Source organism: Pelistega ratti, from assembly GCF_009833965.1.
GTDB classification, from domain to species: Bacteria; Pseudomonadota; Gammaproteobacteria; order Burkholderiales; family Burkholderiaceae_B; genus Taylorella; species Taylorella ratti.
Genome location: NZ_CP047165.1, coordinates 1,138,253 through 1,163,305, shown reverse-complemented (window position 1 = coordinate 1,163,305; position 25,053 = coordinate 1,138,253). Strand labels below are relative to the sequence as shown.

20 protein-coding genes are annotated in these 25,053 nt (G+C 37.1%); 9 read left to right on the top strand and 11 right to left on the bottom strand.

What is annotated here, in order from left to right; all coding sequences use genetic code 11:
• Window positions 1-130: 130 nt before the first annotated feature.
• The 3 genes from F9B76_RS04985 to F9B76_RS04975 form a co-directional block, all read right to left on the bottom strand.
• Complete coding sequence (locus F9B76_RS04985) at window positions 131-1,885, bottom strand: CYTH and CHAD domain-containing protein (protein WP_159991118.1); 1,755 nt, start codon at window positions 1,883-1,885, stop codon at window positions 131-133.
• 313 nt (window positions 1,886-2,198) lie between these two features.
• A complete protein-coding gene (gene glpD, locus F9B76_RS04980) occupies window positions 2,199-3,707 on the bottom strand; it encodes a glycerol-3-phosphate dehydrogenase (RefSeq protein ID WP_159991117.1) in 1,509 nt (502 codons plus the stop codon).
• Window positions 3,708-4,122: 415 nt separating this feature from the next.
• Complete coding sequence (locus F9B76_RS04975; protein WP_159991116.1) at window positions 4,123-4,596, bottom strand: MarR family winged helix-turn-helix transcriptional regulator; 474 nt, start codon at window positions 4,594-4,596, stop codon at window positions 4,123-4,125.
• Between the two features lie 436 nt (window positions 4,597-5,032).
• Here F9B76_RS04975 and ribBA point away from each other — a divergent pair, with 436 nt between their 5' ends.
• The 6 genes from ribBA (at window position 5,033) to F9B76_RS04945 (ending at window position 9,627) form a co-directional block, all read left to right on the top strand.
• Complete coding sequence (gene ribBA, locus F9B76_RS04970; protein ID WP_159991115.1) at window positions 5,033-6,157, top strand: bifunctional 3,4-dihydroxy-2-butanone-4-phosphate synthase/GTP cyclohydrolase II; 1,125 nt, start codon at window positions 5,033-5,035, stop codon at window positions 6,155-6,157.
• Window positions 6,158-6,245: 88 nt separating this feature from the next.
• Entirely contained in the window at window positions 6,246-6,764 is a 519-nt protein-coding gene (ribH, locus tag F9B76_RS04965) for a 6,7-dimethyl-8-ribityllumazine synthase (protein ID WP_159992110.1), read from the top strand.
• A gap of 12 nt (window positions 6,765-6,776) precedes the next feature.
• Window positions 6,777-7,235, top strand: coding sequence for a transcription antitermination factor NusB (gene nusB / locus F9B76_RS04960; RefSeq protein ID WP_159991114.1), 459 nt, complete (start codon window positions 6,777-6,779; stop codon window positions 7,233-7,235).
• Between the two features lie 9 nt (window positions 7,236-7,244).
• Complete coding sequence (gene thiL, locus F9B76_RS04955; RefSeq protein WP_159991113.1) at window positions 7,245-8,252, top strand: thiamine-phosphate kinase; 1,008 nt, start codon at window positions 7,245-7,247, stop codon at window positions 8,250-8,252.
• Between the two features lie 50 nt (window positions 8,253-8,302).
• Entirely contained in the window at window positions 8,303-8,824 is a 522-nt protein-coding gene (locus F9B76_RS04950) for a phosphatidylglycerophosphatase A family protein (RefSeq protein WP_159991112.1), read from the top strand.
• A gap of 269 nt (window positions 8,825-9,093) precedes the next feature.
• Window positions 9,094-9,627: a CinA family protein gene (locus F9B76_RS04945; protein WP_159991111.1), complete on the top strand. Its 534-nt coding sequence runs from the start codon at window positions 9,094-9,096 to the stop codon at window positions 9,625-9,627.
• Window positions 9,628-9,736: 109 nt separating this feature from the next.
• Here F9B76_RS04945 and pyrF read toward each other — a convergent pair whose 3' ends face one another.
• The 4 genes from pyrF to F9B76_RS04925 form a co-directional block, all read right to left on the bottom strand.
• The gene (gene pyrF, locus F9B76_RS04940) at window positions 9,737-10,570 is read right to left on the bottom strand and encodes an orotidine-5'-phosphate decarboxylase (protein ID WP_159992109.1); all 834 of its coding nucleotides are present in this window, start codon (window positions 10,568-10,570) and stop codon (window positions 9,737-9,739) included.
• 12 nt (window positions 10,571-10,582) lie between these two features.
• Entirely contained in the window at window positions 10,583-10,978 is a 396-nt protein-coding gene (locus F9B76_RS04935; RefSeq protein ID WP_159991110.1) for a diacylglycerol kinase, read from the bottom strand.
• 450 nt (window positions 10,979-11,428) lie between these two features.
• Window positions 11,429-13,072 carry a chaperonin GroEL gene (gene groL, locus F9B76_RS04930; protein ID WP_159991109.1) on the bottom strand — a complete coding sequence of 548 codons (1,644 nt, stop codon included), beginning with the start codon at window positions 13,070-13,072 and terminating at the stop codon, window positions 11,429-11,431.
• A gap of 66 nt (window positions 13,073-13,138) precedes the next feature.
• Window positions 13,139-13,426 carry a co-chaperone GroES gene (locus F9B76_RS04925; RefSeq protein WP_159991108.1) on the bottom strand — a complete coding sequence of 96 codons (288 nt, stop codon included), beginning with the start codon at window positions 13,424-13,426 and terminating at the stop codon, window positions 13,139-13,141.
• Between the two features lie 496 nt (window positions 13,427-13,922).
• Between F9B76_RS04925 and F9B76_RS04920 the strand changes: the two genes are divergently transcribed.
• The 3 genes from F9B76_RS04920 to F9B76_RS04910 all read left to right on the top strand — a co-directional run bounded on the left by F9B76_RS04920 (window position 13,923) and on the right by F9B76_RS04910 (window position 19,742).
• On the top strand, window positions 13,923-17,231 hold the full coding sequence (locus F9B76_RS04920) for a TonB-dependent receptor domain-containing protein (RefSeq protein WP_159991107.1): 3,309 nt from the start codon (window positions 13,923-13,925) through the stop codon (window positions 17,229-17,231).
• A 24-nt stretch (window positions 17,232-17,255) separates the two neighbouring features.
• A complete protein-coding gene (locus tag F9B76_RS04915; RefSeq protein WP_159991106.1) occupies window positions 17,256-18,200 on the top strand; it encodes a Slam-dependent surface lipoprotein in 945 nt (314 codons plus the stop codon).
• 84 nt (window positions 18,201-18,284) lie between these two features.
• Window positions 18,285-19,742, top strand: a complete 1,458-nt coding sequence (locus tag F9B76_RS04910) for a surface lipoprotein assembly modifier (RefSeq protein ID WP_159991105.1) — start codon at window positions 18,285-18,287, stop codon at window positions 19,740-19,742.
• Window positions 19,743-19,868: 126 nt separating this feature from the next.
• On the opposite strand, the gene F9B76_RS04905 is transcribed toward F9B76_RS04910, so the two are convergent.
• From F9B76_RS04905 to F9B76_RS04890, 4 genes are all read right to left on the bottom strand, one after another.
• Entirely contained in the window at window positions 19,869-20,552 is a 684-nt protein-coding gene (locus F9B76_RS04905; RefSeq protein WP_159991104.1) for a response regulator, read from the bottom strand.
• Window positions 20,553-20,570: 18 nt separating this feature from the next.
• Window positions 20,571-22,301: an ATP-binding protein gene (locus tag F9B76_RS04900; protein ID WP_159991103.1), complete on the bottom strand. Its 1,731-nt coding sequence runs from the start codon at window positions 22,299-22,301 to the stop codon at window positions 20,571-20,573.
• 451 nt (window positions 22,302-22,752) lie between these two features.
• On the bottom strand, window positions 22,753-23,769 hold the full coding sequence (locus tag F9B76_RS04895) for an amino acid ABC transporter substrate-binding protein (protein WP_159991102.1): 1,017 nt from the start codon (window positions 23,767-23,769) through the stop codon (window positions 22,753-22,755).
• Window positions 23,770-23,969: 200 nt separating this feature from the next.
• The gene (locus tag F9B76_RS04890; RefSeq protein WP_243140684.1) at window positions 23,970-25,037 is read right to left on the bottom strand and encodes an AbrB family transcriptional regulator; all 1,068 of its coding nucleotides are present in this window, start codon (window positions 25,035-25,037) and stop codon (window positions 23,970-23,972) included.
• Window positions 25,038-25,053 lie beyond the last annotated feature (16 nt).

Here is a 25,053-nt window from a genome sequence, read left to right as displayed (position 1 = left end):
GACTATTCGTCAATAAGGAATAGTCGTTTTTCTTGAACGTAATCAGTAAAATAAATAATACTATCGGATAGCCCTCTAAGGAATATAGTAGTTTGTTTTTACCATAACCATAGAGGGTATAGGATAATGATTACTGAAATGGAATCTTTTTAGGAATAGATTTCAGTGCAGAATCAGCTACCCTTTTTAATAATTCTATCTGTGCGGATAACCAACCTACAGCAAACCATGCATGGGAATGGGTATCGGTTATTTCTGAAAAATATACTTTTGCGGTAGCTGTATCATTTAATGCACCGAATATATCTTGTACTTCAGCAAGGCGCTTGATATAGCTATTTAATTGGCTATGTCCTTCTACACTATTATATACATCTAAGCTATAGCGTATGCGTTTAATCTTTTTGCGCAAATCATGGTAAGCCTCAATGTCTTGTCGATCATGATATCGCCAATGTTGCACAATAGATTTATTCCATTTGGTTAAACGCTTTTCAATGATTTTTTTAAGAAAATCATTTGAGGGAGAATGAGGGACCAAGGGGATAATATCTAAAAAAACCGTATGTGTGGTAGTAGAGATATTCATACTTATATTGTCAGAAAGCGCTTCTTTTTCATTGTCTGATAATGAAATCTGTGATATTTCTTCTGTTGCAGATACGGGTATATCTGTTTGAGGTAATACGGAGGAAGAATGATCAACTGCATCTATGTCAATCTCTTCTGATAAGGGCAAATCAGCAGATATATTTGCCTTATCTGCTTTAATTGGGTCTGTCGCAGGTGTAGTAGCGATCCAAGCTAATAATTTAAGTAAAAAGGCTTGGAAGTGATTGTCTCTTGCTAACTCTGTTGCTGAACGACCTTGATAGTGATCAATTTTAATAGGGGGCATACCTGCTTTTTCAAGCGAAGGCATAATGGTTGCCAACATAACATCTGTATCACGGGTTGCCCCAAATTGGTTTAAATATAAACGGATTTCTTCCATTAGTTCTGATGGGGGTAAATGGGCAAAACCTGAAAATAGTTTCCAATGAGAAATTAAGCGTCTCATACCAATGCGTAATTGGTGAACATGTTCAGGGCAAGCAACTTGAATAACCCCAGCCGTATCTACCTCTGCTAAATAGGCGGTATTAATAGCGATTTGCTCTACACATTCTTCTGTTAGACGACAGAGGGCTTGTGTGGCACTAAGATGACGGGATAGGACTGTACGTTTTGTTTTATACGGTCTCCAGAATCGAGTGGTTTCTTGAGATTCAATAGTATCTTTATGAATATCATCGGTATTATTAATTTTTGCCATCATATTGGCTAATGCATCTCCTCGATGGGATTTCGTACGCGTATCGAGAATAAGATCATAATCATATAACCAACGAGTGGCTATATCAAACATGGCTTCTACATGCCCTGATCTGAGTTCAAATTCAATCTCGTTAATCGGTAATTCTAAACGCCCTGCACGTACAACACCCGTATCAAAAGCAATCTCTACTGTTCCTTTGCGTGTACGTTGTTTTTTATAGAGACGAATAACATCTGTCTCATAACGAAGTCCTAAAGGCTGTGTCAGCTTGGTCAATACAGGCTCTGCTACTGTTCCAGCATAAAGACTAAGATCAAGAATAGGTTTAGAACGAGGGTGGTTAAGCTCAATACGGCTAAAACTATTCTCACCTGCCATTTTAAGTGTTTGTACCCAATCATCTCCTTCTTTGCGCAGACGGATAGCCACTTTTGCTTTGGCTAGTTGGCGATCAGGGGTATCAAAATACATAGCATGTAAATGAATAGTATTTGCTTTTGCTAGTGCTTTCTTTATGTTGTCTCGGCTATGGGGCGGTACGTGTAATTTCAGTTCTTGTTCAGACATGATAAAACCAAAAATAGTCATCAATATATAACTGTCATATTACCATTTCATCTACGAAAATATCATTAAATACAGGATATATTAGAAAATGGTATTCTATTTTTAGTTTTCAAAATGGGACATTGGCTAAGTGCAACAATAGATTAAGTTTGGATAATGTATTCGGAAAATAGTATATAAAGCAAATATAGATTACTACTTAATGCTTTAAAATAGAGGACTAACAATCACAATAATAAGTTCTCATTCTGAATAGTCCTTTATTTATAAAGCATATTACCTACTGCTGTCTAAATATGGCAGTAAAGTATCTTTATGTTGATAGCTTTTGATTTATGTAATGTCTTAAAACAAGTTGCTCTTCTGATGTAAAGTACAATCCTAAGCGTGTACGTCTTTGTAGAATATCTTCTACTGTTTTTGCCCATTCATGTTGTATTAACCAATCTACCTCAACGGCATAGAGTCCGTGTCCAAAATCTTGTCCCATACCTGACTGATTTTGGGGGAGGAATTGATAAACCAATGAACCATAGGCTTTAGTATAGCGTTCCGCAAGAGAAATGGATAACCATGGATAGTGTTGTATCAGTTGTGTGGCAAAAGTTTCTGCAGACTCAATATCACCACCGGGGAGTTTTTCTGTAGCTGTCCATGCTTTCGGTTTCCCTGTAAATGGTGCAAGTTTTTCGAGTGCGTGTTCTGCTAAACGGCGATAAGTAGTAATTTTTCCCCCGTAAATAGAGAGAACAGGGGGGTGTTGAGCATCGCCCCCACTGAGATCAAAAACATAATCACGGGTAACGGCAGAGGCTGACCCTGTGCTGTCATTATAGAGTGGACGTACGCCTGACCATGTGGAAATGATGGCTTCTCGTGTTAGTGGTTTAGCAAAATATTCATTGATTAAGGTGAGTAAATAAGTTATTTCTTCTTCACTAATCGCTACTTGACTGAGATCACCCTGATAATCCACATCGGTTGTACCTATCATAGTAAAGTGCTGACGGTAAGGCGTTGCAAATACAATACGCTTATCTTTATTTTGAAGAATATATGCATGATTACCCTCATAAAATTTAGGTACAACAATATGGCTACCTTTAACCAAGCGTAGTTTATTGTCTGTTTTTTCAGGGTGAATCATTTTATCAACGTGAGATACCCAAGGGCCAGCAGCGTTGATTAAGATATTTGCTTGTGCTTGAATTGTTTGACCTGTGTCTTGTTGAACCGTTATCTGCCATTGATTTTCATGGTGAGTGATATGGGTTACTTTGCTTTGAGTGAGAATAGAAGCACCATGCTGATGCGCACTGATGGCATTAAGGATTACCAAACGAGAATCATCCACTTGGCAATCAGAATAGATAAATCCTTTTTGATAATGATCTTTTAGTGCTTTTCCATAGAGATTATCGTGTGAGAGTGTAATGCTTGATGATTTGGGTAGTCGAGCAGAACGTTTTGCCAAGTGATCATATAAAAATAACCCACAACGAATCATCCATGCTGGGCGAAGATGGGGTTCGTGAGGTAGAACAAAGCGTAAGGGCTGCACCAGATGAGGCGCAATATTGAGTAAAGTTTCTCGTTCAGAAAGTGCTTCCCTGACTAAACGAAACTCATAATGCTCTAAATAACGCAAACCACCGTGAATAAGTTTACTACTGGCTGATGAGGTAGCACTTGCTAAATCATGTTGTTCGCAGACAAGCACACGCAGACCACGACCAGCGGCATCTCTTGCAATACCTACACCATTAATACCACCGCCGATAATACAGATATCGTACTGATGTTGAGAGTTAGTAGAAAACATAAGTAATATATCAAAAAGAAAGAATAAGGAATTTTACCACTTGTTGTGTATTGATAGGCAAGTGAGAAAACGTTTATGATTTAAACGATGGCTGACATATTAAAGAAATAAAGTATAAATAGAATATAAGGTTTTTATCTTATTATTGAGTGTAAAAATCATGGCAAATAGTTGTATAGTGTTTGCGCTATTTAAGCCATTTCTGATTTTTTTAAAAAGGTCTTTTTATTCACTGTATTGATTGTCTTCTTCATAGATAAATAAAGATTCGCTGACCCTAATAGTTTAGATAAAAAATAATGAAATTTAGAATTAAAGTAAATTAGCTTTATATTTTATCTTTAAGATAAAAATAAACCCTCCCTTTTCTGGAAAGAGGGAGGAAAGTCGTAATAAGTAAAATAATGCAGTGAGACTATTTTGTCTTTTCAGATAAAGCTTTTTTGAGTAAAACTAATGATTTTTGTAGTTTTGCCATATTAGTAGGTGATAAAAGAGAGAATGCCTCTTCTAGCCATTGTTCATAAGATTTAGCCATTTTATTGTACTGCTTAACCCCTTTAGGTGTAAGGCGAATAAGGGCACTACGGCGATCTTGCGTATTAATGATTCGCTCAATAAGTGCTTCTTTCTCTAGTTGAGTGGCGATAGTGGTGATATTCCCATTACTAACCATCATACGGGCTGAAAGTTCTCCCATTTTGATTCCTGATTTATGTCCAGCTAATTGAGCCATAAAATCAAATCGTGGTAATGTGGTTTTATAGCGTAAATAAAGCTGTTCACGAATATAATTTTCAACTTGGTTGTTACAAGCATGTAAGCACAACCAAAGTTTTAGGCCCTCACTAGAATCAGTTTTTAAGCGTGTTTCTACATCAAAAGTCATGTTTGCTCCCGTTAAATAACAGGTTATAAATGTTAAAATTTGTTTCTGTTTATAATTATATAATGATTTCATAGGGATAGCAAGGAATAATCTTTAAAATATAACGTAAATAAAGGCTTTCGGTAAAGTAATGAAAAGTGTTATCAAGATAATAAGAATAAGAAGAGTTTTATAGGTGATATGGTCAATAGCAGCTCTGTTTTTCTAGGCTTTTTTAATCAATAAAAATTAGTAGAAGAAAGCAAGAGGGATATTGATAGCTACTGATAGTGGGATGGATGATCAGTGTTGTTTATAAAGTTATCTTTTGAATGATATAAAAAAGAAGGAAAAGGAGTAAAATAAATACCAATATGAAATAGGTAATATGTTATAGCGTATTTTATGACTATAGTATGGTTATTCTATATTTTTTTAGTAAATAAAGGTTAAGAGAATGTCTCAAAAAGAAGTAAATGTCATGGCAAGTGTCAGTGAAATTGTTGATGAATTACGCCAAGGAAGAATGGTCATTCTAGTTGATGAAGAAGATCGAGAAAATGAAGGCGATTTATTAATGGCAGCGGATTATGTAACACCTGAAGCGATTAATTTTATGGTAACACACGCAAGAGGGTTGGTTTGCTTGACATTAACAAAAGAACGTTGTGACCAATTAGAATTACCGCTGATGACAAGCCGTAATGGGTCAGGCTTTGGTACTAATTTTACATTATCTATTGAGGCAGCTGAGGGGGTTACAACTGGTATTTCAGCGGCAGATCGAGCAAGAACTATTAAAGCAGCCATTGCCCCTCATGCGAAACCCACTGATATTGTTCACCCCGGGCATATTTTTCCTGTAAGAGCAGTCGATGGAGGGGTTTTAATTAGAGCAGGTCATACAGAGGCAGGTTGTGATTTAACCCGTATGGCAGGTTTAACACCAGCTGCTGTTATCTGTGAAATATTAAAACCAGATGGTACAATGGCTCGTTTACCTGATTTAATAGAATTTGCACAAACACATCAGCTTAAAATTGGTACGATTGCTGATCTTATCCAGTATCGTAGTGAACATGAAACAATGATTCAGCGTTTGGCAGAGAAAACACTACAAACACCGTGGGGTGAATTTAAGGCGGTTGCTTACCGTGATAAGGCTTCAGGTGCACCTCATATTGCTTTAGTCCATGGGGATATTCAACCAGATGAAGAGACATTGGTGCGTGTCCATGAGCCTGTTACTGCTTTAGATTTCTTGGATACAGAGAGTGTTGCACATAGTTGGATAATGGATAAAGCCCTTGCACGGATTAAGCAGGCCAAAAGTGGTGTAGTAGTATTACTGAATGCACAAGGCTCTGAGCAACAATTATTTGATCGTTTAGAGGGGTGGTGTCATGAGGGTGAAGCACCTAAGAAAAAAGCAGAACGTTATGATTTAAGAACATATGGTGTTGGGGCACAGATTTTACGAGATTTACAAGTTTCTAAAATGAAACTACTTGCATTACCTCGTAAAATGCCGAGTATGACAGGCTATGCTTTAACTGTAACAGGTTATGAAAGCAATGATTAAAGCATAAAAGGGTATAATAGCAGGGTAAATATCGTATTAAAGATTTCACCTTATATAAATCTTTATTTTTAAGCGTAAAGGAAAAATGATGAAACCATACACTTTAGAACCTAATCATGATGGAGAAGGTCTTCATATCGGTATTGTATGCGGACGTTTTAATGAAGAAATCGGTTATGCAGAGTTAAATGCTTGCCTTGATGAATTAGGTGAGCTAGGTGTTGATGAAAGCCAAATTATGGTGGTTACTGTCCCCGGTGCATTGGAGATTGGTTTAACCTTACAACAAATGGCACTAAGTTATGAATTTGATGCCTTAATCGCTCTTGGTGCTGTTATTCGTGGTGAAACTTACCATTTTGAAGTGGTGAGTAATGAAAGTGCGGCAGCCATCACACGTGTAGGTTTAGATATGAATATTCCTATTGCCAATGGTATTCTCACATGTGAAACAGATGAGCAAGCACTTGAGCGAGCAGAAACAAAAGGTCGTGATTGTGCAGTTTGTGCCGTTGAAATGGCGAATTTAGTAGAAGCATTAATTCCTGAATCAGATGAAGAATATGATGATGAGGATGATGACTACGAAGAAGATGAGCGTCAATAAGATAGGAATCAAATGAGTATTAAAAGTCGAAGCGCCCGCCGTAGGGCGCGTGAATATGCGTTACAGGGTATTTATGCCTGGATTATTAGTGGTTGTGAATATCAAGAACGTGGTGCGGTTGATGCCCATATTCGTAATCAAGAAGAATTTTCACAAGCAGATGAGCAATGGTATAAAACGCTACTTTATGGTGTTTTTGACCAAGCAGAGTCATTGAAAGAAAAATTTGCTCCTTATATTGATCGCCCTGTTAATGAACTTTCCCCTATTGAATATGGGGTGTTATTATTAGCTACTTTTGAGCTATCTGCTCTTCAGGAAGTGCCTTATAAAGTCGTTATTAATGAAGCGGTTGATTTAACCAAAGAGTTTGGTGGAACTGATGGATTTAAGTTTGTGAATGGTGTCTTAGACAAATTAGCAACAGACATTCGTACAGTTGAAGTAAACGCTTTCGCAAAGAAAGGTTAATGATTGAGAATGAGAGGGGAATTTGATTTAATTCGTCAGTATTTTTCTCGTACAGCAGGAGAATCGGTATCCTTGGGTACAGGCGTTGTACTGGGGGTTGCTGATGATTGTGCCATTTTCTCCTCTCATCATCAGATTGCCACAAGTAAAGATTTATTAGTAGAAGGACAACATTTTTTTTCAGATGTTGATCCATTCACGCTAGGGCATAAAGCTTTAGCGGTTAATTTATCTGATTTAGCGGCAATGGGGGCGAGCCCTATTGCGTGTTTGTTGGGGTTAGCATTACCTCGTATAGATGAGCAATGGTTATCTGCATTTTCAAAAGGGTTTTATCAGCTATCAGATAAATATCACTGCCCCCTCATTGGTGGAGATACGACAAAATCAGCACATGATATTGTGATTAGTGTGACGGTATTTGGTGAGGTTAGTCCCCCTTATTTAATGCGAAATAGAGCCAAAGTAGGTGATATTATTTGGGTGAGTGGTGCTTTGGGAGCTGCTCATACAGCACTAATGTTATTGTTTAAATCTAAAGAACAAGCATTAAGTCCACAAGAAAGTTTGCTTTTAGCACATACACGTCAAGCGTTAGAGTGTCCTGAACCTAGAATAATGTTGGGTCAATCCTTAAAAAGTCTCGCAAATGCTGTCATAGATATTTCTGATGGTTTATTACAAGACTTAGGACATATAATGGAACAAAGTCATGTTCATGCGTATCTTTATGAAGAAAAACTACCCATTGCAGAGGCATTACGTTCATTACCTACTACTGAAGTGAGAGAAGCTGTACTGTCGGGAGGTGATGTTTATGAGCTATGTTTTACTGCACCTGCCAAGTTTTCAGAAGATATTGGTATATTGGCAAAGCACCTCGGTATTCCCTTAACAGCGATTGGTGAGGTGGTGCAAGTATCAAAAGGAGAGCCTACTATTACGGTATTTGATCGTTTTCATCATAAGGTTAAAATGATGAAAAAAGGCTTTGATCACTTTGCATCATCAGTATAGTAAATCAGTTTTTATATTATTTAAGTTAGATTATTTTAAGTGTAAATAAAATGGATCACACAACATTACAAGAAAGAACAATACCAAATGCCGAATGGATGAGAAAATCTGTTTTCCGTCTATTTGCTTTTGGTTTTGGTACAGGTTTAATTAAGAAAGCACCGGGAACGTGGGGAAGTTTGCTGGGATGGTTTTCTTGGCTTATTATTGCACATATTATTGGTAATGATATTGTACAAGCTGTTATTATATTATTGGGCTTTGCTTTTGGTATTTATGTGTGCCAACGTACTTCTAATGAGCTGGGGGTAACCGATCATGGGGGAATTGTATGGGACGAAATTGTTGCCATGTGGTTAGTATTCTTTGTTATGCTAAGTCCCAATATGAGTTTCTTATGGCAATTGGTTGCCTTTGTTATTTTCCGTTTTTTTGATATTATTAAACCATGGCCCATCCATTATTTTGATGAGCATTTTAAAAATGGTTTTGGTGTCATGTGGGATGATATTATTGTTGCCGTTTATACCTTATTTGTAATGGCAATTGCTGTGCGGTTTTTAGGGGTATAATACTTTTCTGGCTAATATACACTATCTTGATACAATGATTGTAGAGGGATAGAGAAAGAAATAGCTGCTAGGCATTTTTTATAGCTCTTTGATGGCATAGTCATATTTTTAATACTGTTGGGATTAAAAATAAATGGTAATACTTACTAGCTTACTGTGTGAATGCATTCTGAATATACAGTATTTTAAGGTGAGCGGAGGGAGTTAGTAGTATTGCTATGGCTTCTTTCGCTAAGAAATAAGGTATTTATTCTTATGAGGAATAGAAAATGCTTGAATCTATTGCTTTAACTGATTTAGCTGAAAAAGTAGGGTATCGTTTGCACCAACAACAGGCAATTGTTTCTACAGCGGAGTCTTGTACAGGTGGTTTATTAGCTAGTACGATTATTGAGGTGGCAGGCTCCAGTCAGTGGTTTGACCGAGGTTTTATTACCTATAGTAATCAAGCAAAAATAGATGAATTGGGTGTAAAAGTAATTTCGCTTCAACACTATGGTGCTGTTAGTGAGAAAGTAGCAGAAGAAATGGCACTGGGAGTGTTGTATACACTAAGACAACAACCTCATTATTTAGAGGATATAACGTGCTATGCTATTAGTACGACAGGCGTTGCTGGGCCGAGTGGTGGTACAGCAGAAAAGCCAGTTGGTATGGTATGTTTTTCATTTGTGAAGAAAGATAGTCAAGGTATCCGAACCTTAAAAACAAGTACACAGTATTTTAATGGTAGCCGTTCTGCAATTCGCCAACAGGCAGTGAAATTTGCATTGTGGACTTTATTGGAATTAATAGAAGAATAATATTATTTCGTATTAAGAATTGTTATAGAAAATGTTTATCGTTTATATGTTAAGCAAGAGATAAATATGAACTTATATTATCCCTTGCTATTGGGTATGAGTATTAATACTATTGGTGTAAGAGCTCTCTTGCTTTATTAATAGCATCTCTTGTTGTTTTAGCCATATTAGCGGCCGCCTCTTTCCAGTCTGTGCCTGCACTCGCATATAAGATAGCACGAGATGAATTGATAACAATACCTGTACCTTGTGTATTACAACCTGCTTTAACGGTGGCTAGAATATCGCCACCTTGCGCCCCAATCCCGGGAATAAGTAAAGGCATATTAGCACCAACAACCTGACGGACTTGAGCAATCTCATTAGGGAAAGTTGCCCCTACAACAAGTCCGCATTGCCCATGTTGGTTCCATTTTTCAGCTACTAAACGAGCAACGTGTAAATAAAGTGGTGTGCCATCATCAAGTTGGGCAAACTGTAAATCAGATCCTCCGGGGTTTGATGTGCGACATAGAATAATAATACCTTTCTCTTCCCAAGCAAGATAAGGTTCAATAGAGTCAAATCCCATATATGGGTTTACTGTAACGGCATCGGCACGGTATCGTTCAAACGCTTCTTTAGCATAATGTTCAGCTGTTGTACCAATATCACCACGTTTAGAATCAAGGATAATAGGTAAGTGAGGATAATATTTTTTTATATATTCACATATTCCTGCTAATTGTTCCTCAGCGTGTTGAGAGGCAAAATAAGCTATTTGAGGTTTAAATCCACAAGAAAATTCTGCTGTTGCATCAATAATTCCTGTACAAAAATCATAAATGGCATTGTTATTGTTCTGAAATATTTCTGGAAAGCGATTAATATCAGGGTCTAAGCCAACCATTAGCAAAGAATGATTGCTTTCCCATGCCTTAGAAAGTTTATCCGTAAAAGTCATCATATATTAGTTTTAGAGAAAAAATCGTTTAATTAAAAAATATCCCCATGTTATAGCTACTAATGAAAGACAGAGGAATACCGCCGCACTCCCCATATCTTTAGCACGTTTGATATATTCATCATAATCATGGCTAATACGATCAGCAATAGCTTCTACTGCAGAATTTAATAACTCTGCAATCAACACAAGAAAAAGGGTAGCAATTAAAAAAAGAACTTCAAAACCTGTTTGTCCTAGAATAAACGCAAAAGGAACAAGAACAAGGCATAGCCATAATTCTGTAAAGAAAGCGGCTTCAAAACGATAAGCTATTTTTAATCCAGATAAGGAATAAATAAGTGCATTTTTAATGCGCTTGAGTCCACGCTTACTTTTGTATGATGGTTGAGGTGAGTTTGATTGCATAATGTTAGTATTATGGTGATGAATAATTAAAAGGTAGTGACGATAATGCTCAAAAGGATTAAAAGGTCATAACCTAATATCGGCATATTGTAGCCTAAAAATCTTGAATACGTTGGGGAGTTATCTATATTTTAGTGTTTGAGAGGGGGATAAGTATTGAGAGAGGAGTAGAAAAAATAATTTACTACTGTTTAGAGAATATTTTTTGATTAAAGTTATTTTTATGAGTGCTATGATTTTTGAAATTAAGTCCTAAAAATATCTAATGATAAAGTGAAGCATTATTTAATTCCCTCGATATTGTTGATAGTATTTTTATACCCCCACTAAGTGATTAAATTATCTTTTTAAAGATTTATATGTAAATTAATTCCAATATTACTATAGACAAAAAAGCGTACATAAAAATGTACGCTTTCCCGTATAAAATGAGTCACTAAGGAATCTATATTAGAATCCCATGCCACCCATACCGCCCATGCCACCCATATCAGGCATTGCTGGAGCAGGTTTGTCTTCAACAATCTCAGTAACCGCAGCTTCAGTTGTTAATAACAAGCTAGCCACAGAAGCAGCATTTTGTAAAGCAGTACGAGTAACTTTAGTTGGGTCAAGAACACCTTGTTCAACTAAATCACCGTATTCGCCAGTTGCTGCGTTATAACCGTAGTTACCTTTACCATTGATCACATTGTTTACAACAACGCTTGGTTCTTCACCAGCATTAGCAACAATAGTGCGTAAAGGAGCTTCGATCGCACGAAGAATTAATTTAATACCAGCGTCTTGGTCAGCATTAGCACCTTTAAGTGCAGCAATCGCTTCACGAGTACGTAGTAATGCAACACCACCACCAGGAACAATACCTTCTTCAACTGCAGCACGAGTTGCGTGTAAAGCATCTTCTACACGAGCTTTTTTCTCTTTCATTTCAACTTCAGTTGCTGCACCTACACGGATAACAGCAACACCGCCCGCTAATTTAGCCACACGTTCTTGAAGTTTTTCACGGTCATAATCAGAAGTCGCTTCTTCGATTTGTTTACGAATTAATTTAACGCGAGCCTCAATATTTTCAACAGAACCGAAACCATCAATAATGATAGTGTTTTCTTTAGCGACTTCAATACGTTTTGCTTGACCTAATTGATCTAAAGTCGCTGTTTCAAGTGATAAACCTGTTTCTTCAGAGATAACAGTACCGTTTGTTAGAATAGCAATATCTTCTAACATTGCTTTACGGCGATCACCAAAGCCCGGTGCTTTAACCGCTGTTGTTTTGAGGATACCACGGATATTATTGACAACAAGTGTTGCTAATGCTTCACCCTCAACATCTTCAGCGATGATTAGTAAAGGACGACTTGTTTTAGCCACTTGCTCTAGTAATGGTAGTAAATCGCGGATATTGCTGATTTTTTTGTCGTAGATAAGAACAAAAGGATCATCTAATGCAGAGATTTGTTTATCTTGGTTATTGATGAAGTATGGTGATAAATAACCACGGTCAAATTGCATACCCTCAACAACGTCTAATTCGTTTTCAAGAGATTTACCATCTTCAACAGTGATAACACCCTCTTTACCTACTTTATCCATAGCACTAGCGATAATATCACCAATAGAAGTGTCGCTATTAGCAGAGATAGAAGCCACTTGAGCGATTTCTTTAGAGGTTGAGCTAGGACGAGAAAGTTTTTGTAATTCAGCAACAGCTGTTGCAACTGCTTTATCAATACCACGTTTTAAGTCCATAGGATTGATGCCAGCCGCAACGTATTTTAGACCTTCTTCCACAACTGCTTGTGCAAGAACAGTCGCAGTAGTTGTACCGTCACCAGCGTTATCAGATGTTTTTGCTGCAACTTCTTTAACCAGTTGAGCACCGATATTTTCAAATTTGTCTTTTAATTCAATTTCTTTTGCAACGGATACACCGTCTTTTGTAACAGTAGGTGCACCAAAAGAACGCTCTAGTACAACATTACGACCTTTAGGGCCTAAAGTTGTTTTAACAGCATTAGCGAGAACGTTAACACCACGAACGATGCGAGTGCGTGCATCATCACCAAATAATACTTGCTTTGCAGCCATTTTAAATTCCTTTTAAGATTGCTCTATGGAGAGCTTAAATTCATCCAATAAAGTGATAAGAAAAAATTAAGCGAATACCGCTAAAATCTCTTCTTCACGAATCACTAATAATTCTTCACCATCAACTTTGACAGATTGACCAGCGTATTTACCAAATAATACTTTGTCGCCAACTTTTACATCAACAGGGATAAGCTGACCATTGTCTGCTTTTTTGCCGGGGCCAACAGCAATTACTTCACCTAAATCTTGTTTCTCCTCAGCACTACCAGCAAGGATAATACCTGATTCAGTGGTTTTTTTGTTGTCAACGCGTTTGATAATGACGCGATCTTGTAATGGACGTAATGACATGGAAGACTCCTAATTGTCAGAAATAATAAAGTAATAAAATCACGATAAATGCATAATAGACTAATAAATTAGCATACCATGCCCTTGATTGCTAATTATAGGGACGAAATCAAAGAATTCAAGAGGTATTTTATAATTTGTTACATTTTTACAGATTGAGGCAAAAAAACCACTCATTAAACAACCCCAAACCCTTAGCATCAAGACCAGTAAAGCCTCTAAGGACTAATACTAAAGTATTAGTTATATATCATTAATGAAAATAATTCTCATTAAAGTTATTATTATTTTTTACCTATTTTTTAATATTGAAAAGTGTCGTCATGATTTAAGGACTGCGGAGGTTTTGTTTACCTGCGATAAAGATGATTTTTCTAGGTAAAGACAAAAGTAACAACATGAAGTCATCCTACATAAACCATATTCAATCGAGTAAAAACAAAATATCTACAGCCCCTTAGAAAGAGACAACATCAGTCAATGGAGAGAAGATGATATGAATCGTATAAAGCAAAAATACTTTCCCCCTAAATTATTATGCGTGGTCTTGGCAAACCTCTTTTTACCACTTGCACAAGTACAGGCACAACAAGCCTTAGATGAAATCTCAGTCGTATCAGATGTTGAAAAAACAGCTGATGAAAAAGGAAAAGATAATGTCTATCGTAAAAATGTCTCTAATGAATACATCTCTCAAGAAGAGCTAAAACACTATCGTATCGAGTCGGCAGGGGATATTTTAAAAGGGTTAAACGGTGTCTATAACATGAATAGCCGTACGGCTGGTGGTGCAGTAACACCGAATATTCGCGGTATTATGGGTAAGGGGCGTATTCCTTTTACGATTGATGGTACAGAGCAAACAGTTGATGTGTGGATGAATAACTACGGGGTGAGTGAGCGAAATTATGTCGATCCTAATCTTTTCCGTAGTATTTCTGTAGAAAAAGGGCCGTCTCTTACACGGCATATGAAACCCGGTATCGGAGGATCGGTAGCGGTGCGTACGATAGAACCCGAAGATATTATCCAAGAGGGGAAAAGCTGGGGGTTACAAGTGAATGTTGAAGGATCGGGCAATAAAGCAGACTATAGTGGTTCAGATTTATCACGTTATTTGGGTAAAGACTATCGTTCTTTTAATGCTACTGCCGATGGTCCGGGGGGGGGAGCAGATCCTTTGACAGGGGCAAGAAGTCCTTTTGGTGTTGTGCTAGATGATTTAAAACCACCTAAGCATAAAACAAGTTCTGATACCTATAAATTTAAAAATGATATGTCTTATATGGTGGCTGCAGGGGTTCGCTCGGATTATACCGATTTCTTAGCGGCATATAGCATACGCGATAAGGGGAATTACTTCTCTGGTAAAAAAGGAGCGCATGGCTACCTTAATAACCCTGTGTATGATGCCGATACATACTATGGTTGTGGCTATGATTGCCGTAAATCAGATGCCTTTATTCCTAATATGGCAAAGATGTATAAACCCGGTGAAGAAGTATTGAACTCACACGTTCGCTCTGAAACTACCTTACTTAAAAATAATTGGTACTTACCTAATAACCATAAAATCAGCCTAGAGTATATGCGAAATAAAATTCGCTTTGGGGAGATTAACCCCTTTGATAGCTCATGGGTATTGAATGTTATTGAACATAATCCTAACTATAATGGTAAAAATATTAATATTCCTCAAACCAGATCCATTGCCTCAGAACTGGATAATAAGATGTATAAGATTGGCTATGACTGGAAACCAGATAACCACCCATGGATTGATTTATCGGCTAATCTCTGGCGTGTCAAAACCAATAGTAGTCGCCATCAAAGTGGTGGGGCATCATTAGCTGTAAAAAGTCCAGATCAATTATGGGACGCATGGTATTCTTGCACCAAACGCAATGAGCTACCTACTGGTGCGCAATCATGGGCCAAGACATGTCAAGATGTGGCAAATGCGTATGGATTTGACTTAAATATGAACCGTGATGATATTTTGAAGCTATCAAAAGAATGGGGGGCTAGCAATGAAAATGGTGAACAAAATATTATTGCAGGGGCATTGCAAAAGACCAATGTAACCCGTACAGGCTTTGATATTAGTAATGTATTTAAGATTAATGATAAGTTGAGTATTACGCTAGGTGGGGACTATCAACGCGAAAAATTAGAAGAAAAAAATACTGTTGTCAATAGTCAAGATATTTTTAATATGCTCGGTATGGTGAGTGGGCTGACCAAACTAGCAGGCCCTAGAGGGGGTAAACGCACCGAGTGGGGGATTAACCTATCCGCACAATGGAAACCTACCTCACGATTAACAGTAGATGCCGGTGTGCGTTATCAAAAATTCTCTGCTGAAGATACGATTCTAGCAAATGAACGTAAAAAACGTAATCCATGGGCAGCCTTTGGGCATGGGGTGGATGATTATATTACGGGTATTGGGATGAGATATGGTGAATTAGTTAGGGATAAAGAAATTGTAGATTTATTAGAAGAAGATGAGAAGCTTTTTAAAAAGTTGGTATGGGATGAAAAAAATTTTACAGAGCAAGATGCTCAACGTAGAAAAGAATTGGGTAGTTTATTAGTACAAAGAGGTTATAGGTCTGCGCAAGGTAGTGGTAGAGTATTTTATAACTATAAAATAGAATATTTTCCTTATGAAAATCGTAAAGTGGATTTAAGTCAGTCAAAAATGACGCCAGAAAATCTAAGAAAAAAAGTCAATCATGAGGGAAAAGAAGTTCATCAGTATGCTTTTGGAATGAGTGAAGAGGAGATAGAGCGTTTTCTAAATTCAACAAGTGCTAATGATGTTATTGCCTCAAAAGGTCTTCCTACACGCGAATTAAAATGGGCGGATAGAAATAGTATAAACCATATTATACAACCAATAACGGAAGAAATGCGTTGGGCACCACCCCCTAAACTCAAGGGAGAAGCATGGTCACCTATGTTGGGATTAAGCTATCAAGTAGGAGATAATCATACCCTTTTTGCCCGCTATGCGGAGATGCGCCGATTCCCTAGTATTTATGAAATGAATGCCATGAATAGTACGGGGACAACAGATCATCCATTGGCACCCATGACCTCACTGAAACCAGAGATTAGCCGTAATATTGAAATTGGTTGGGCATTTAATTGGGCTCCTTATATTAAGGGGATGAAATATGGTGATATTCGTCTCACCTACTACGATAATCATATTAAAAATGTCATTGATACCACAGACCACTGGAATATTGTGCAATATGATAAGCGCAAAACCAAGGGGGTAGAGCTACATAGTCGCTTTGATACGGGGCGATTCTTTGGCTCATTAGGGGGGACTTATCGTTTAGAGCAGAAAACATGTGATCGTAGCACCACCATGCAAGCGGATATGATTCGTTACCGTATTCCCACTTGTATTGAGGGAAGTTTTGGGAATAGTCGATTTAATAAATCCCTACTGCCTAAATACTCTATTAATGCGGAGCTAGGGGCTAGATTGTTAAATAAATCGCTAGAACTAGGGGTACGAGCTATCTACCATAGTTCAGTGGAAACCAAAGAATTTAACAAAATGGTGCGTAGAGGATTAGATGGTATTTATGTCAGTACAGGTAAACCTTACCACTGGCGACCTCAACTCTTAGTCGATATTTATGGACAATACCAAGTCAATAATTGGATCAGTGTGAAAGCAGGGGTAACCAATATTACCAATCGCTATTACCTTGATCCGATGTCTAACGTCGCCGTTCCTGGGCCGGGACGTACCCTTACTTTAGGGGTAAACGCCCAGTTTTAAATATTCTTTTTTTGGAGAATTCTAATGTCATTGCATAAATTAATGTTATTACTTACTGTGGGTGTATTTGCTGTACCAAGTTATGCGGCATCTATTAGCGGTTATACGAGTAAAGATAATAAAGGGGTAATTGAAACAGGTGCTTCAAGTGCTATTCCTTTTGGCGCGGGTAAACCGGGGATTTCTATTAATGGTTCAGCTTTTATTAATTTAGAAGCCGGTCCTATAAAGCATATTAAACAGCTTTATGGTAATAAACCGATAAATAGTACAGCATCACAAGATGTTGATGGTAAAAGTAATCCTAAGTACCTACGTCTTAAAGATGTGAATAAAGTGATTGGCTTATTCTACAATCCTACATTAGGTCAAGTATGGTATGAGAATAGAGCCCATAATACAGAGGTCTATAGCGTACGCCAGATTGCGGATCCAGCTGTTCCTGCTGCTCCTAAATTTGGTGGTTTAGTCGTGGCTAAGGTAACTGGTTTACAAGATGCTTCTGTGTATTTTGGTGAATGGGCCCCCAGAGCGAGTAACCCAAGCACAGGTTCTGATACCAATCTAGGAATGAATAGTGCCTCACGCGAAGTCTTCTATGTCGGTGAAAATCCTACCGGAAATGTCGCTGGTTTAGCCACTGCCAAATATAATGTGGTGGGTATTAATCAACATACACCGGGCAAAAATGATTTTTATACAGGTACACTCACCGCTAACTTTGGGAATGGGGGTCAAAATGGGCAACTAAGTGGTGAATTAGTACGTGGTAATCATCGTATGAATTTTGCAGGCACTACTATTGAGAACAATGGTAAATTCTCAAGAAATTTTGCTGGTATGCAAAATAAACATGATATCGAAGGTCGATTCTACGGTAAAGGTGCCGCTGCTATTGCTGGTTTTGCCAAAAATGGTACACCTGATAATCCGAGAGATGATGTTGCCTTTGGTGGTCGTAAACAATAAATTGGCACAATAGCCATTTAATCATAGGGTGGAGGTGACTTATTCACCTCTGCCTTTTCCCTTATATTTTGTTCACTTTATCCTATGAAAAAAAACCTTCCCATTGTTCTGCTAGGCTTGTGTAGTACCGCCGCTTATGCCATTGATGATACCAAAACCTTTTTATTAACAGATGTGTATTTTCAGCAGGAAACCAAAGAACATACTCCTTGGCAAGCGATTACCCCACAGGGGGACTATCAAGGGTATATTGAGATTGATGGACAGCGGTATCAGGTGGATAATGATAAGGAATCATTGGAATTAGCGATTTACTATGCGATTAATCAGCAACAATGGGATAAGCTAGCAGAGTTTGTTGCTGCTTATCGCCAACTCCCTGATTATCAAGTATCGCTTGCCTTAATGGCAGAGGGCTTAATAGCAAGACAGCAAGGGCATACAACAAGTGCTGTCTCTCTACTGGAGGAGGCGAAAAAACATAACCCTTACGATAGTCGTCTATTATTAGAGTTAGGGCGAGTATATGCAGAGGATTATCAGACCAATGCGGCAAGGGCAAGTTTTACGCAAGTATTACAAACCCCTGCTATTCCTGATGCGACCAAGCAACGGATAGGGTCTTTTATCCAGTATCTTGATGATCGACAAAAATGGAAAGGGGTTGTTAGCCTTGGGTATGGTTATCAGAATAATATCAACCAAGCCAATGGCTATACCTCATGTGCATTTTATTTTATGAATACTTGCTTGATTGAACAGCAACTTGAAAAACAAGTGGGTTCTACTTTTATACAATATCAGGCAGCTTTATCTAAAATAATTGAATTAAAAGGTCATCATAAATTAGAAATACGTCCATTACTATATGGGACACAGTATCGACACAAAACATCGGGTGCAATTAGAAATTATAGCGATAATATGATTAACCTCTCAATAGGGTATCGTTATCAAAATGCACAGACAAGTTTTACCTTAGCACCGACTATAGAGCGTTATTACCAAGATGGTCAAACACAGTATTGGTCAAAGGGTTTGAGCGTAGGGCTAGAGCAATCGCTGACACCTAGACTATTGCTTTATTTACAAGTTGAGGGGAAACGGTTTTCCTCTAAAAATAAGCAATACTATAGCGACTATACCCAGTATTCAAGCAACACAGGGGTTTCTTATGGGGTAACGCCTAGCACTTCTGCCTATATTGGGTATGATTATGATCGAAAAAAATATGCCGAGAGTGCTGCAAGTAGTATTAATCATAGCCTTAGATTGGGCTTATTTAAATCCTTTGAAAATGAAACTTATATTAATGTGATGGGGATTTATCGTGATAGTCGTTATGGAGGCAAAACCTTTTTATCTCCAACCCCTCGTCATGATAAACAAAAAATCTTAATTGCTGCCGTAGGTTTTCCGCAGTGGAATATCTACAATATCTATCCAGAGCTTAAATTTAAACGGGTGATTAATGATAGTAATATTATTTTTTACCCCTATAAACAAAGCGAAGTTTCTTTAAATATGAAGTATATCTTCTAAGCTAAAGACAAAGGGGGAGCTTATTTTTGTCGATACTACCTAATATAAAAATAAGTAGATAGAATTTATTGAGAAATTGATGTATTAATAATCTTATCTACTTGTTTTACGGTTGAAATCATATATTTAAGGGGTATTGGCTGATTTTTCTTGAAAAAGTTTTTGTATATGATGCTGGTTGGCAAAATTGGCAGCTTGTGTTCGATTGGTAAAGTTTAGCTTGCGTAAAATATTTTGTACATGAACTTTAATCGTATTTTCAGATAAATGCATACAATGCGCAATAAGTTTATTGCTATTACCTTGTGAGAGATGGAACAATACTTGAATTTCTCGTTCCGTTAGGCCTGATTGTTCCAGTGAAGAGGGGTGTATTTTTTTATTATCAAGTGTTGAATCAAAAAATTTATTTTTGATTTCTTGTGAAAATATTTTATGATTGTTCATCGCTTGGCGAATGGCTTGAGTCAGAAAGGCAGGGCTTGCATTTTTCAAAATATAACCATAAGCCCCATGATGTAAACATTCATTAAGATGTTCCATATCGTCAGACATGGTAAGAATTAATACTCTTAAATCTGGTTGTAGCGTTAATAACTGTTTAAGCGTCTCTACCCCACTGATTAAAGGCATTTCTAAATCTAACAATACAATATCAACTTTATGTTTTTTGATAAGTTTACTGCCCTCTAAACCATTTTGAGCAATAGCTACTACCTGCATATCAGGTTCTTTTCTGAGGATAAAGGCAATTCCCTCTCCGAAAAGGGCGTGATCATCAATAATAAGAATAGAAATAGGGGTTTTCATGAGAAGAAACCTTTTAAATTAACGTGTTGTTGAGGAATCAAGGCTAAATTGAATACAAGTCCCTTGGTTTTTGGCAGAGGTAATCTGAAGTTTGGCACCAATATGCTCACTACGTTCTTTCATAATGGCTAAACCAATATGCTCGCCATAATGTAGTGGTTGGTTGGTATTGTTTTGTAATTCAAAGCCAATGCCATTGTCTTTTATTTCCATCATAAAGTGGGGTTGCTGTTTAAAATGGATAGTAATATGACTTGCTTTGGCATGTTTAGCAATATTGGATAATGCTTCTTGAAGAATAAAGATAACTTGTAATTGCTGATCTTTATGCAAGTGAATATCATCAGACCACTGGAGATCAATCGTAAAATGGTAGCGTTGTTGGTACTGCTGGATAATTGATTTTACGGCTTCCTGTAAATTAGTATAGTTAAGTTTTGCACGAAAATTATTCAGTAATAAACGAATGTCTTCGTGACAATGTTGAATCCCTTTTTCAATCATCTCAATATGTGTTTGGTAGGTAGTAGATGCCTCTGTGGATAGTTCATTTTTGAGGGATTGGATTTGCATATTCAAAAAAGCAAGTGATTGTGCAATGCTATCGTGTAAACGCTGAGCAATAAGATTACGTTCGGAGAGAATAGCATAATCTTTTTGTTGCTCATGTAAATGCTTGTTTTCCTGTGCGACAGCGAGTTGGTCGCAGATAGGTTTTAATAATTGTAGGGTGTGAGAGGTATTTTGATCATCAGTATTAAAATTAACAACAAGTAACCCTACATTATTTTTCTTATATTTAATAAAGATAATGGTAAAGTGCAAATTATCTTGTGTGCAGTGTATATAAGGGGCTGTAGATGTTTTCAGTGTATGATGATATTGATGACAATAACGCTGAATGATATTTTGTTCTGCCATATCAGATGGAATAAATTGTTTAAGATTAAACTTATCTTTTTCCATTAAAAAAAGATAAATTGAGCGTGTATGATATGTTTTTTGAATTCTATGGAGTAAATGGTATAGGGTTTTTTGAGACAACTCATTTTCATGTAGATAAGACGTGATTTGGTAAAGTATTTCTTTATTGTTTTTTTCATTTTCCAGTTCTTGCGTACGGAGCTTAACCCTATTTTCAAGTAAAGAATAAGAGTTATGTAATTCACGCACCATTTGGTTAAAACCTAAAGCAACTTCTTCCCATTCATCTTTAGTATTGATGGTAATTGCCGTATCAAATTGTCCTTTTTTAATAGCATTAAATCCGTCTTTAAGTGTATTGAGTGGTTTTAAGATATTCTTTTTTAAGAGGAAGAATGAGGTAAAGAGCAATAAGGCAATCAGCGAAAAAAGCCCTATACGGATAATTCGCATGAGCTTAATATTACGGGTATTCTGCTTGGTGATGATTTGTGCAAGGATTTCATTTTCATGGAGAATATGGTGTGCGGTTTGAGAAATAGCTTGCTTATCGATGGTAAGTGAGGTGGCTTGGCGAATAAGGGTCTGAATATTTTGTTTGAGTTGAGGATATGTATTTTTATCTAAAACAGAAGAACAACAAAAAATATCATTATCGGATAAATCAGATAATATCTTATCCATATCATAAATGACTTCTTCTTGTGTGGTGTGAATTGTATTGGGAGAAGAAGAGGTACTAATTGTTGTTAGTAAGGATATACGCGTATTTAGCTGGTTGAGTTGTTGAAGGGCTATGCCTCGGTCTTCAAATTTCCATGTCACAAAAAAGGAAAGATTTAATATCAATAGTAAGATAATCCCCCAAAGCATAATGGTGGTCAATAGCTTTTTATCTAGATGTTTTTTTAGGGAATGGTAAAGAGGCATACTACTATTTATATCATAATAAAAATTATTCTTATTTACTATATCATAGTTTATAAAATTTACTGTATAAGATACCAATTTTTAGAGGATATTTTTAAAAATACATCATAAAAAGGAATGGTTAATAAATCGGCTATGTTTAACTAATTGTTTTATTGTTTTGATGTAGTATTAGTTTAAATATTAAGTTTTTAAGTATTAATTAAATGAGAGGTTATTAAAGAGCGGCAAAAATAAAATCTGCACCTTAACTATACGCATAATATCTTTTGCTTTTTAAGGTGCAGATAATAAAGTTATAAAGGTAAGCCTATAAAATGCTTACCTACTATGTTGTTAGTGTGATTTAACGAATAGGTAAACCGTAATGTAAGCCTCCTTTAAACCATTGCTGATTTAAACCTCGAGGAATATTGAGTGGACTCTTAGCACCGACATTGCGATCAAAACTTTCACCGTAGTTACCTACCTGTTTTACAATGTGATATGCCCATTTATCATCTAATCCTAGATTTTTACCAAAACCTTCTGTTACACCCAAAAGTCGTTGAATCGCTGGATTGGTACTGGTGAGTTGTTTATCAACATTACTACTTGTTACCCCCATTTCTTCGGCATTCAGCTGTGCATGAAGTGTCCATTTGACAATATTAAACCATTGATCATCCCCTTGACGAACAAAAGGACCTAGAGGCTCTTTAGAAATGAGTTCGGGTAATACAATATAGTCATTTGGGTTAGAAAGGCGTGAAATACGAATAGAGGCTAAGCCTGATGCATCTGTACTATACACATCACAACGACCAGAGGCAAAGGCATTGACCACTTCATTGAATTGATCAAAAACAACAGGTGTGTAGTTGATCTTATTGGCTCTTGCCCAATCAGCAAGGGTATTTTCATTAGAAGTCCCTGTTTGTAAACAGATAGTCGCACCATCTAGTTCTTTGGCACTGCTGACACCTAATGATTTGGCGACCATAAAGCCTTGTCCATCATAGAAATTAACCCCCGGTGATTGTATGCCTAAGGCGGTATCTCGTTGTTGTGTAACAGTGGTATTACGAGTAAGAATATCTATCTCACCAGACTGTAGGGCGGTAAAACGTTGTTGAGAGTTAAGGGGAACGGTTTTGAATTTGGATGCATCGCCAAAAATAGCAGCAGCGACTGATTTACATAAATCAATATCAAGTCCTTGCCATTCGCCTTTACTATCAGGAGCAGAAAAGCCTGCAAAGCCTGTGGTTGTTCCGCAAATAACATGACCGCGTTGTTTAACGGTATCTAATGTTGATGCTTGTGTGCTTGTACCTGCTAGGGTAAAAGCAAGGGTAGTGATTACTAAGGATAGTGTTTTCATGGTATCTCCCTTTGGTATTGGCTATTCTAAAGTCATCACTATAGCAGACCTTGGAAGAAATAATAAAGTCGTAAGAGGAATTTGGTTATAAAAAAAAGAAATAAAGAACGCAATCCTAGTGGAGCAGCATTAAAATTAATCCAATTATTAGATAAGTACCCAGAGTTAGTGATGGAACTAGGGTAGATTAATAATAACACTTACTCATCTATAGGATGATGGTGGTGTCGTTTTTGTATATAGCGATTTAATAGCTTATAACAAGGTTGTGCTGTTAGTAGAATAAAAACCATTCTAGCAATATGAAAGGCGGCAACTGTTGGTACGCCTAGCATCAGCACTTTGGCGGTAATTGTCATTTCAGTAATCCCACCGGGACTTAGGCTTAGAATAAGGGTAGAGACAGGAATACCTGAAATCCATGATAATATAAAGGCAAAACCAGCACATACCAATAAACTAGCTAGGCTGATAAGTACACTGACAGAGATATAGCGAGGGGCTTTACTAAAAAAATTAGGGGTATATTTACTGCCTAATGACCAGCCAATACAGAGTTGCCCTAGATTTCTAATTTCGGGTGAAAGATGAGTAAGGTGTACCTCATGACTGGTTAATATAAGCGTAACTAACAAAGGCCCAAGTACCCATGAATTGGGTATATTAAAACGGATAAAAATAAAGCCTGCGATAAGTGTTAATACTAATAGTTGCGATAATCCGACCAAACTAAATTGATAGGGAATATCCGATTCTATAGCTTCTGTCCCGTGAATATCAAGTAAGCGAAAAACAAAAGGGATAACCAGTACAACAATCAGCACTCTAACGCTATGTGAAGAGGCGACTCTATCGGATTGAGCATGATAGCGTTCAGCTAAATTTGCCATCTCACTAGCACCGCCAACAGTCCCTGCAAACCATGCTGTTTTAAAATCAACTCTTCCCCAACGATAGAGTGAAAAAGCATTAAACATACTCATAAGAAGTGCAATAAAGCACCCCATAATAATATAATGCCAAAGATCCATAACGGTAGCCATTGTGCTAGGGGTAAAGTAAAGACCGAGAGATATCCCAATAACCCACTGTCCAAAATAACGGAAATAGGGATGAGATTTACTTTTTGCACCATTAATGGTTGTAATGGCAGTGGCTATAAGTGGCCCCATTAACCATGGTAATGGGATATGGAGAAGATTCGCAATAAATGCCCCACCTAGGGCAATCAAAAAACCGAGGATATAAGGATAAATATTTTGCTTCATAGGTGGGTATTATAGA

Excerpts from the sequence above, each read along its gene's own strand:
- groL (WP_159991109.1), bottom strand. The coding sequence starts at position 13,072 with ATGGCTGCAAAGCAAGTATTATTTGGTGATGATGCACGCACTCGCATC.
- F9B76_RS04975 (WP_159991116.1), bottom strand. The coding sequence starts at position 4,596 with ATGACTTTTGATGTAGAAACACGCTTAAAAACTGATTCTAGTGAGGGC.
- F9B76_RS04910 (WP_159991105.1), top strand. The coding sequence starts at position 18,285 with ATGAAAAAAAACCTTCCCATTGTTCTGCTAGGCTTGTGTAGTACCGCC.
- pyrF (WP_159992109.1), bottom strand. The coding sequence starts at position 10,570 with ATGACTTTTACGGATAAACTTTCTAAGGCATGGGAAAGCAATCATTCT.
- F9B76_RS04920 (WP_159991107.1), top strand. The coding sequence starts at position 13,923 with ATGAATCGTATAAAGCAAAAATACTTTCCCCCTAAATTATTATGCGTG.
- thiL (WP_159991113.1), top strand. The coding sequence starts at position 7,245 with ATGAGAGGGGAATTTGATTTAATTCGTCAGTATTTTTCTCGTACAGCA.
- glpD (WP_159991117.1), bottom strand. The coding sequence starts at position 3,707 with ATGTTTTCTACTAACTCTCAACATCAGTACGATATCTGTATTATCGGC.
- F9B76_RS04905 (WP_159991104.1), bottom strand. The coding sequence starts at position 20,552 with ATGAAAACCCCTATTTCTATTCTTATTATTGATGATCACGCCCTTTTC.
- ribH (WP_159992110.1), top strand. The coding sequence starts at position 6,246 with ATGAAACCATACACTTTAGAACCTAATCATGATGGAGAAGGTCTTCAT.
- F9B76_RS04985 (WP_159991118.1), bottom strand. The coding sequence starts at position 1,885 with ATGTCTGAACAAGAACTGAAATTACACGTACCGCCCCATAGCCGAGAC.
- F9B76_RS04925 (WP_159991108.1), bottom strand. The coding sequence starts at position 13,426 with ATGTCATTACGTCCATTACAAGATCGCGTCATTATCAAACGCGTTGAC.
- F9B76_RS04935 (WP_159991110.1), bottom strand. The coding sequence starts at position 10,978 with ATGCAATCAAACTCACCTCAACCATCATACAAAAGTAAGCGTGGACTC.
- F9B76_RS04950 (WP_159991112.1), top strand. The coding sequence starts at position 8,303 with ATGGATCACACAACATTACAAGAAAGAACAATACCAAATGCCGAATGG.
- F9B76_RS04915 (WP_159991106.1), top strand. The coding sequence starts at position 17,256 with ATGTCATTGCATAAATTAATGTTATTACTTACTGTGGGTGTATTTGCT.
- F9B76_RS04890 (WP_243140684.1), bottom strand. The coding sequence starts at position 25,037 with ATGAAGCAAAATATTTATCCTTATATCCTCGGTTTTTTGATTGCCCTA.
- nusB (WP_159991114.1), top strand. The coding sequence starts at position 6,777 with ATGAGTATTAAAAGTCGAAGCGCCCGCCGTAGGGCGCGTGAATATGCG.
- F9B76_RS04945 (WP_159991111.1), top strand. The coding sequence starts at position 9,094 with ATGCTTGAATCTATTGCTTTAACTGATTTAGCTGAAAAAGTAGGGTAT.
- ribBA (WP_159991115.1), top strand. The coding sequence starts at position 5,033 with ATGTCTCAAAAAGAAGTAAATGTCATGGCAAGTGTCAGTGAAATTGTT.
- F9B76_RS04895 (WP_159991102.1), bottom strand. The coding sequence starts at position 23,769 with ATGAAAACACTATCCTTAGTAATCACTACCCTTGCTTTTACCCTAGCA.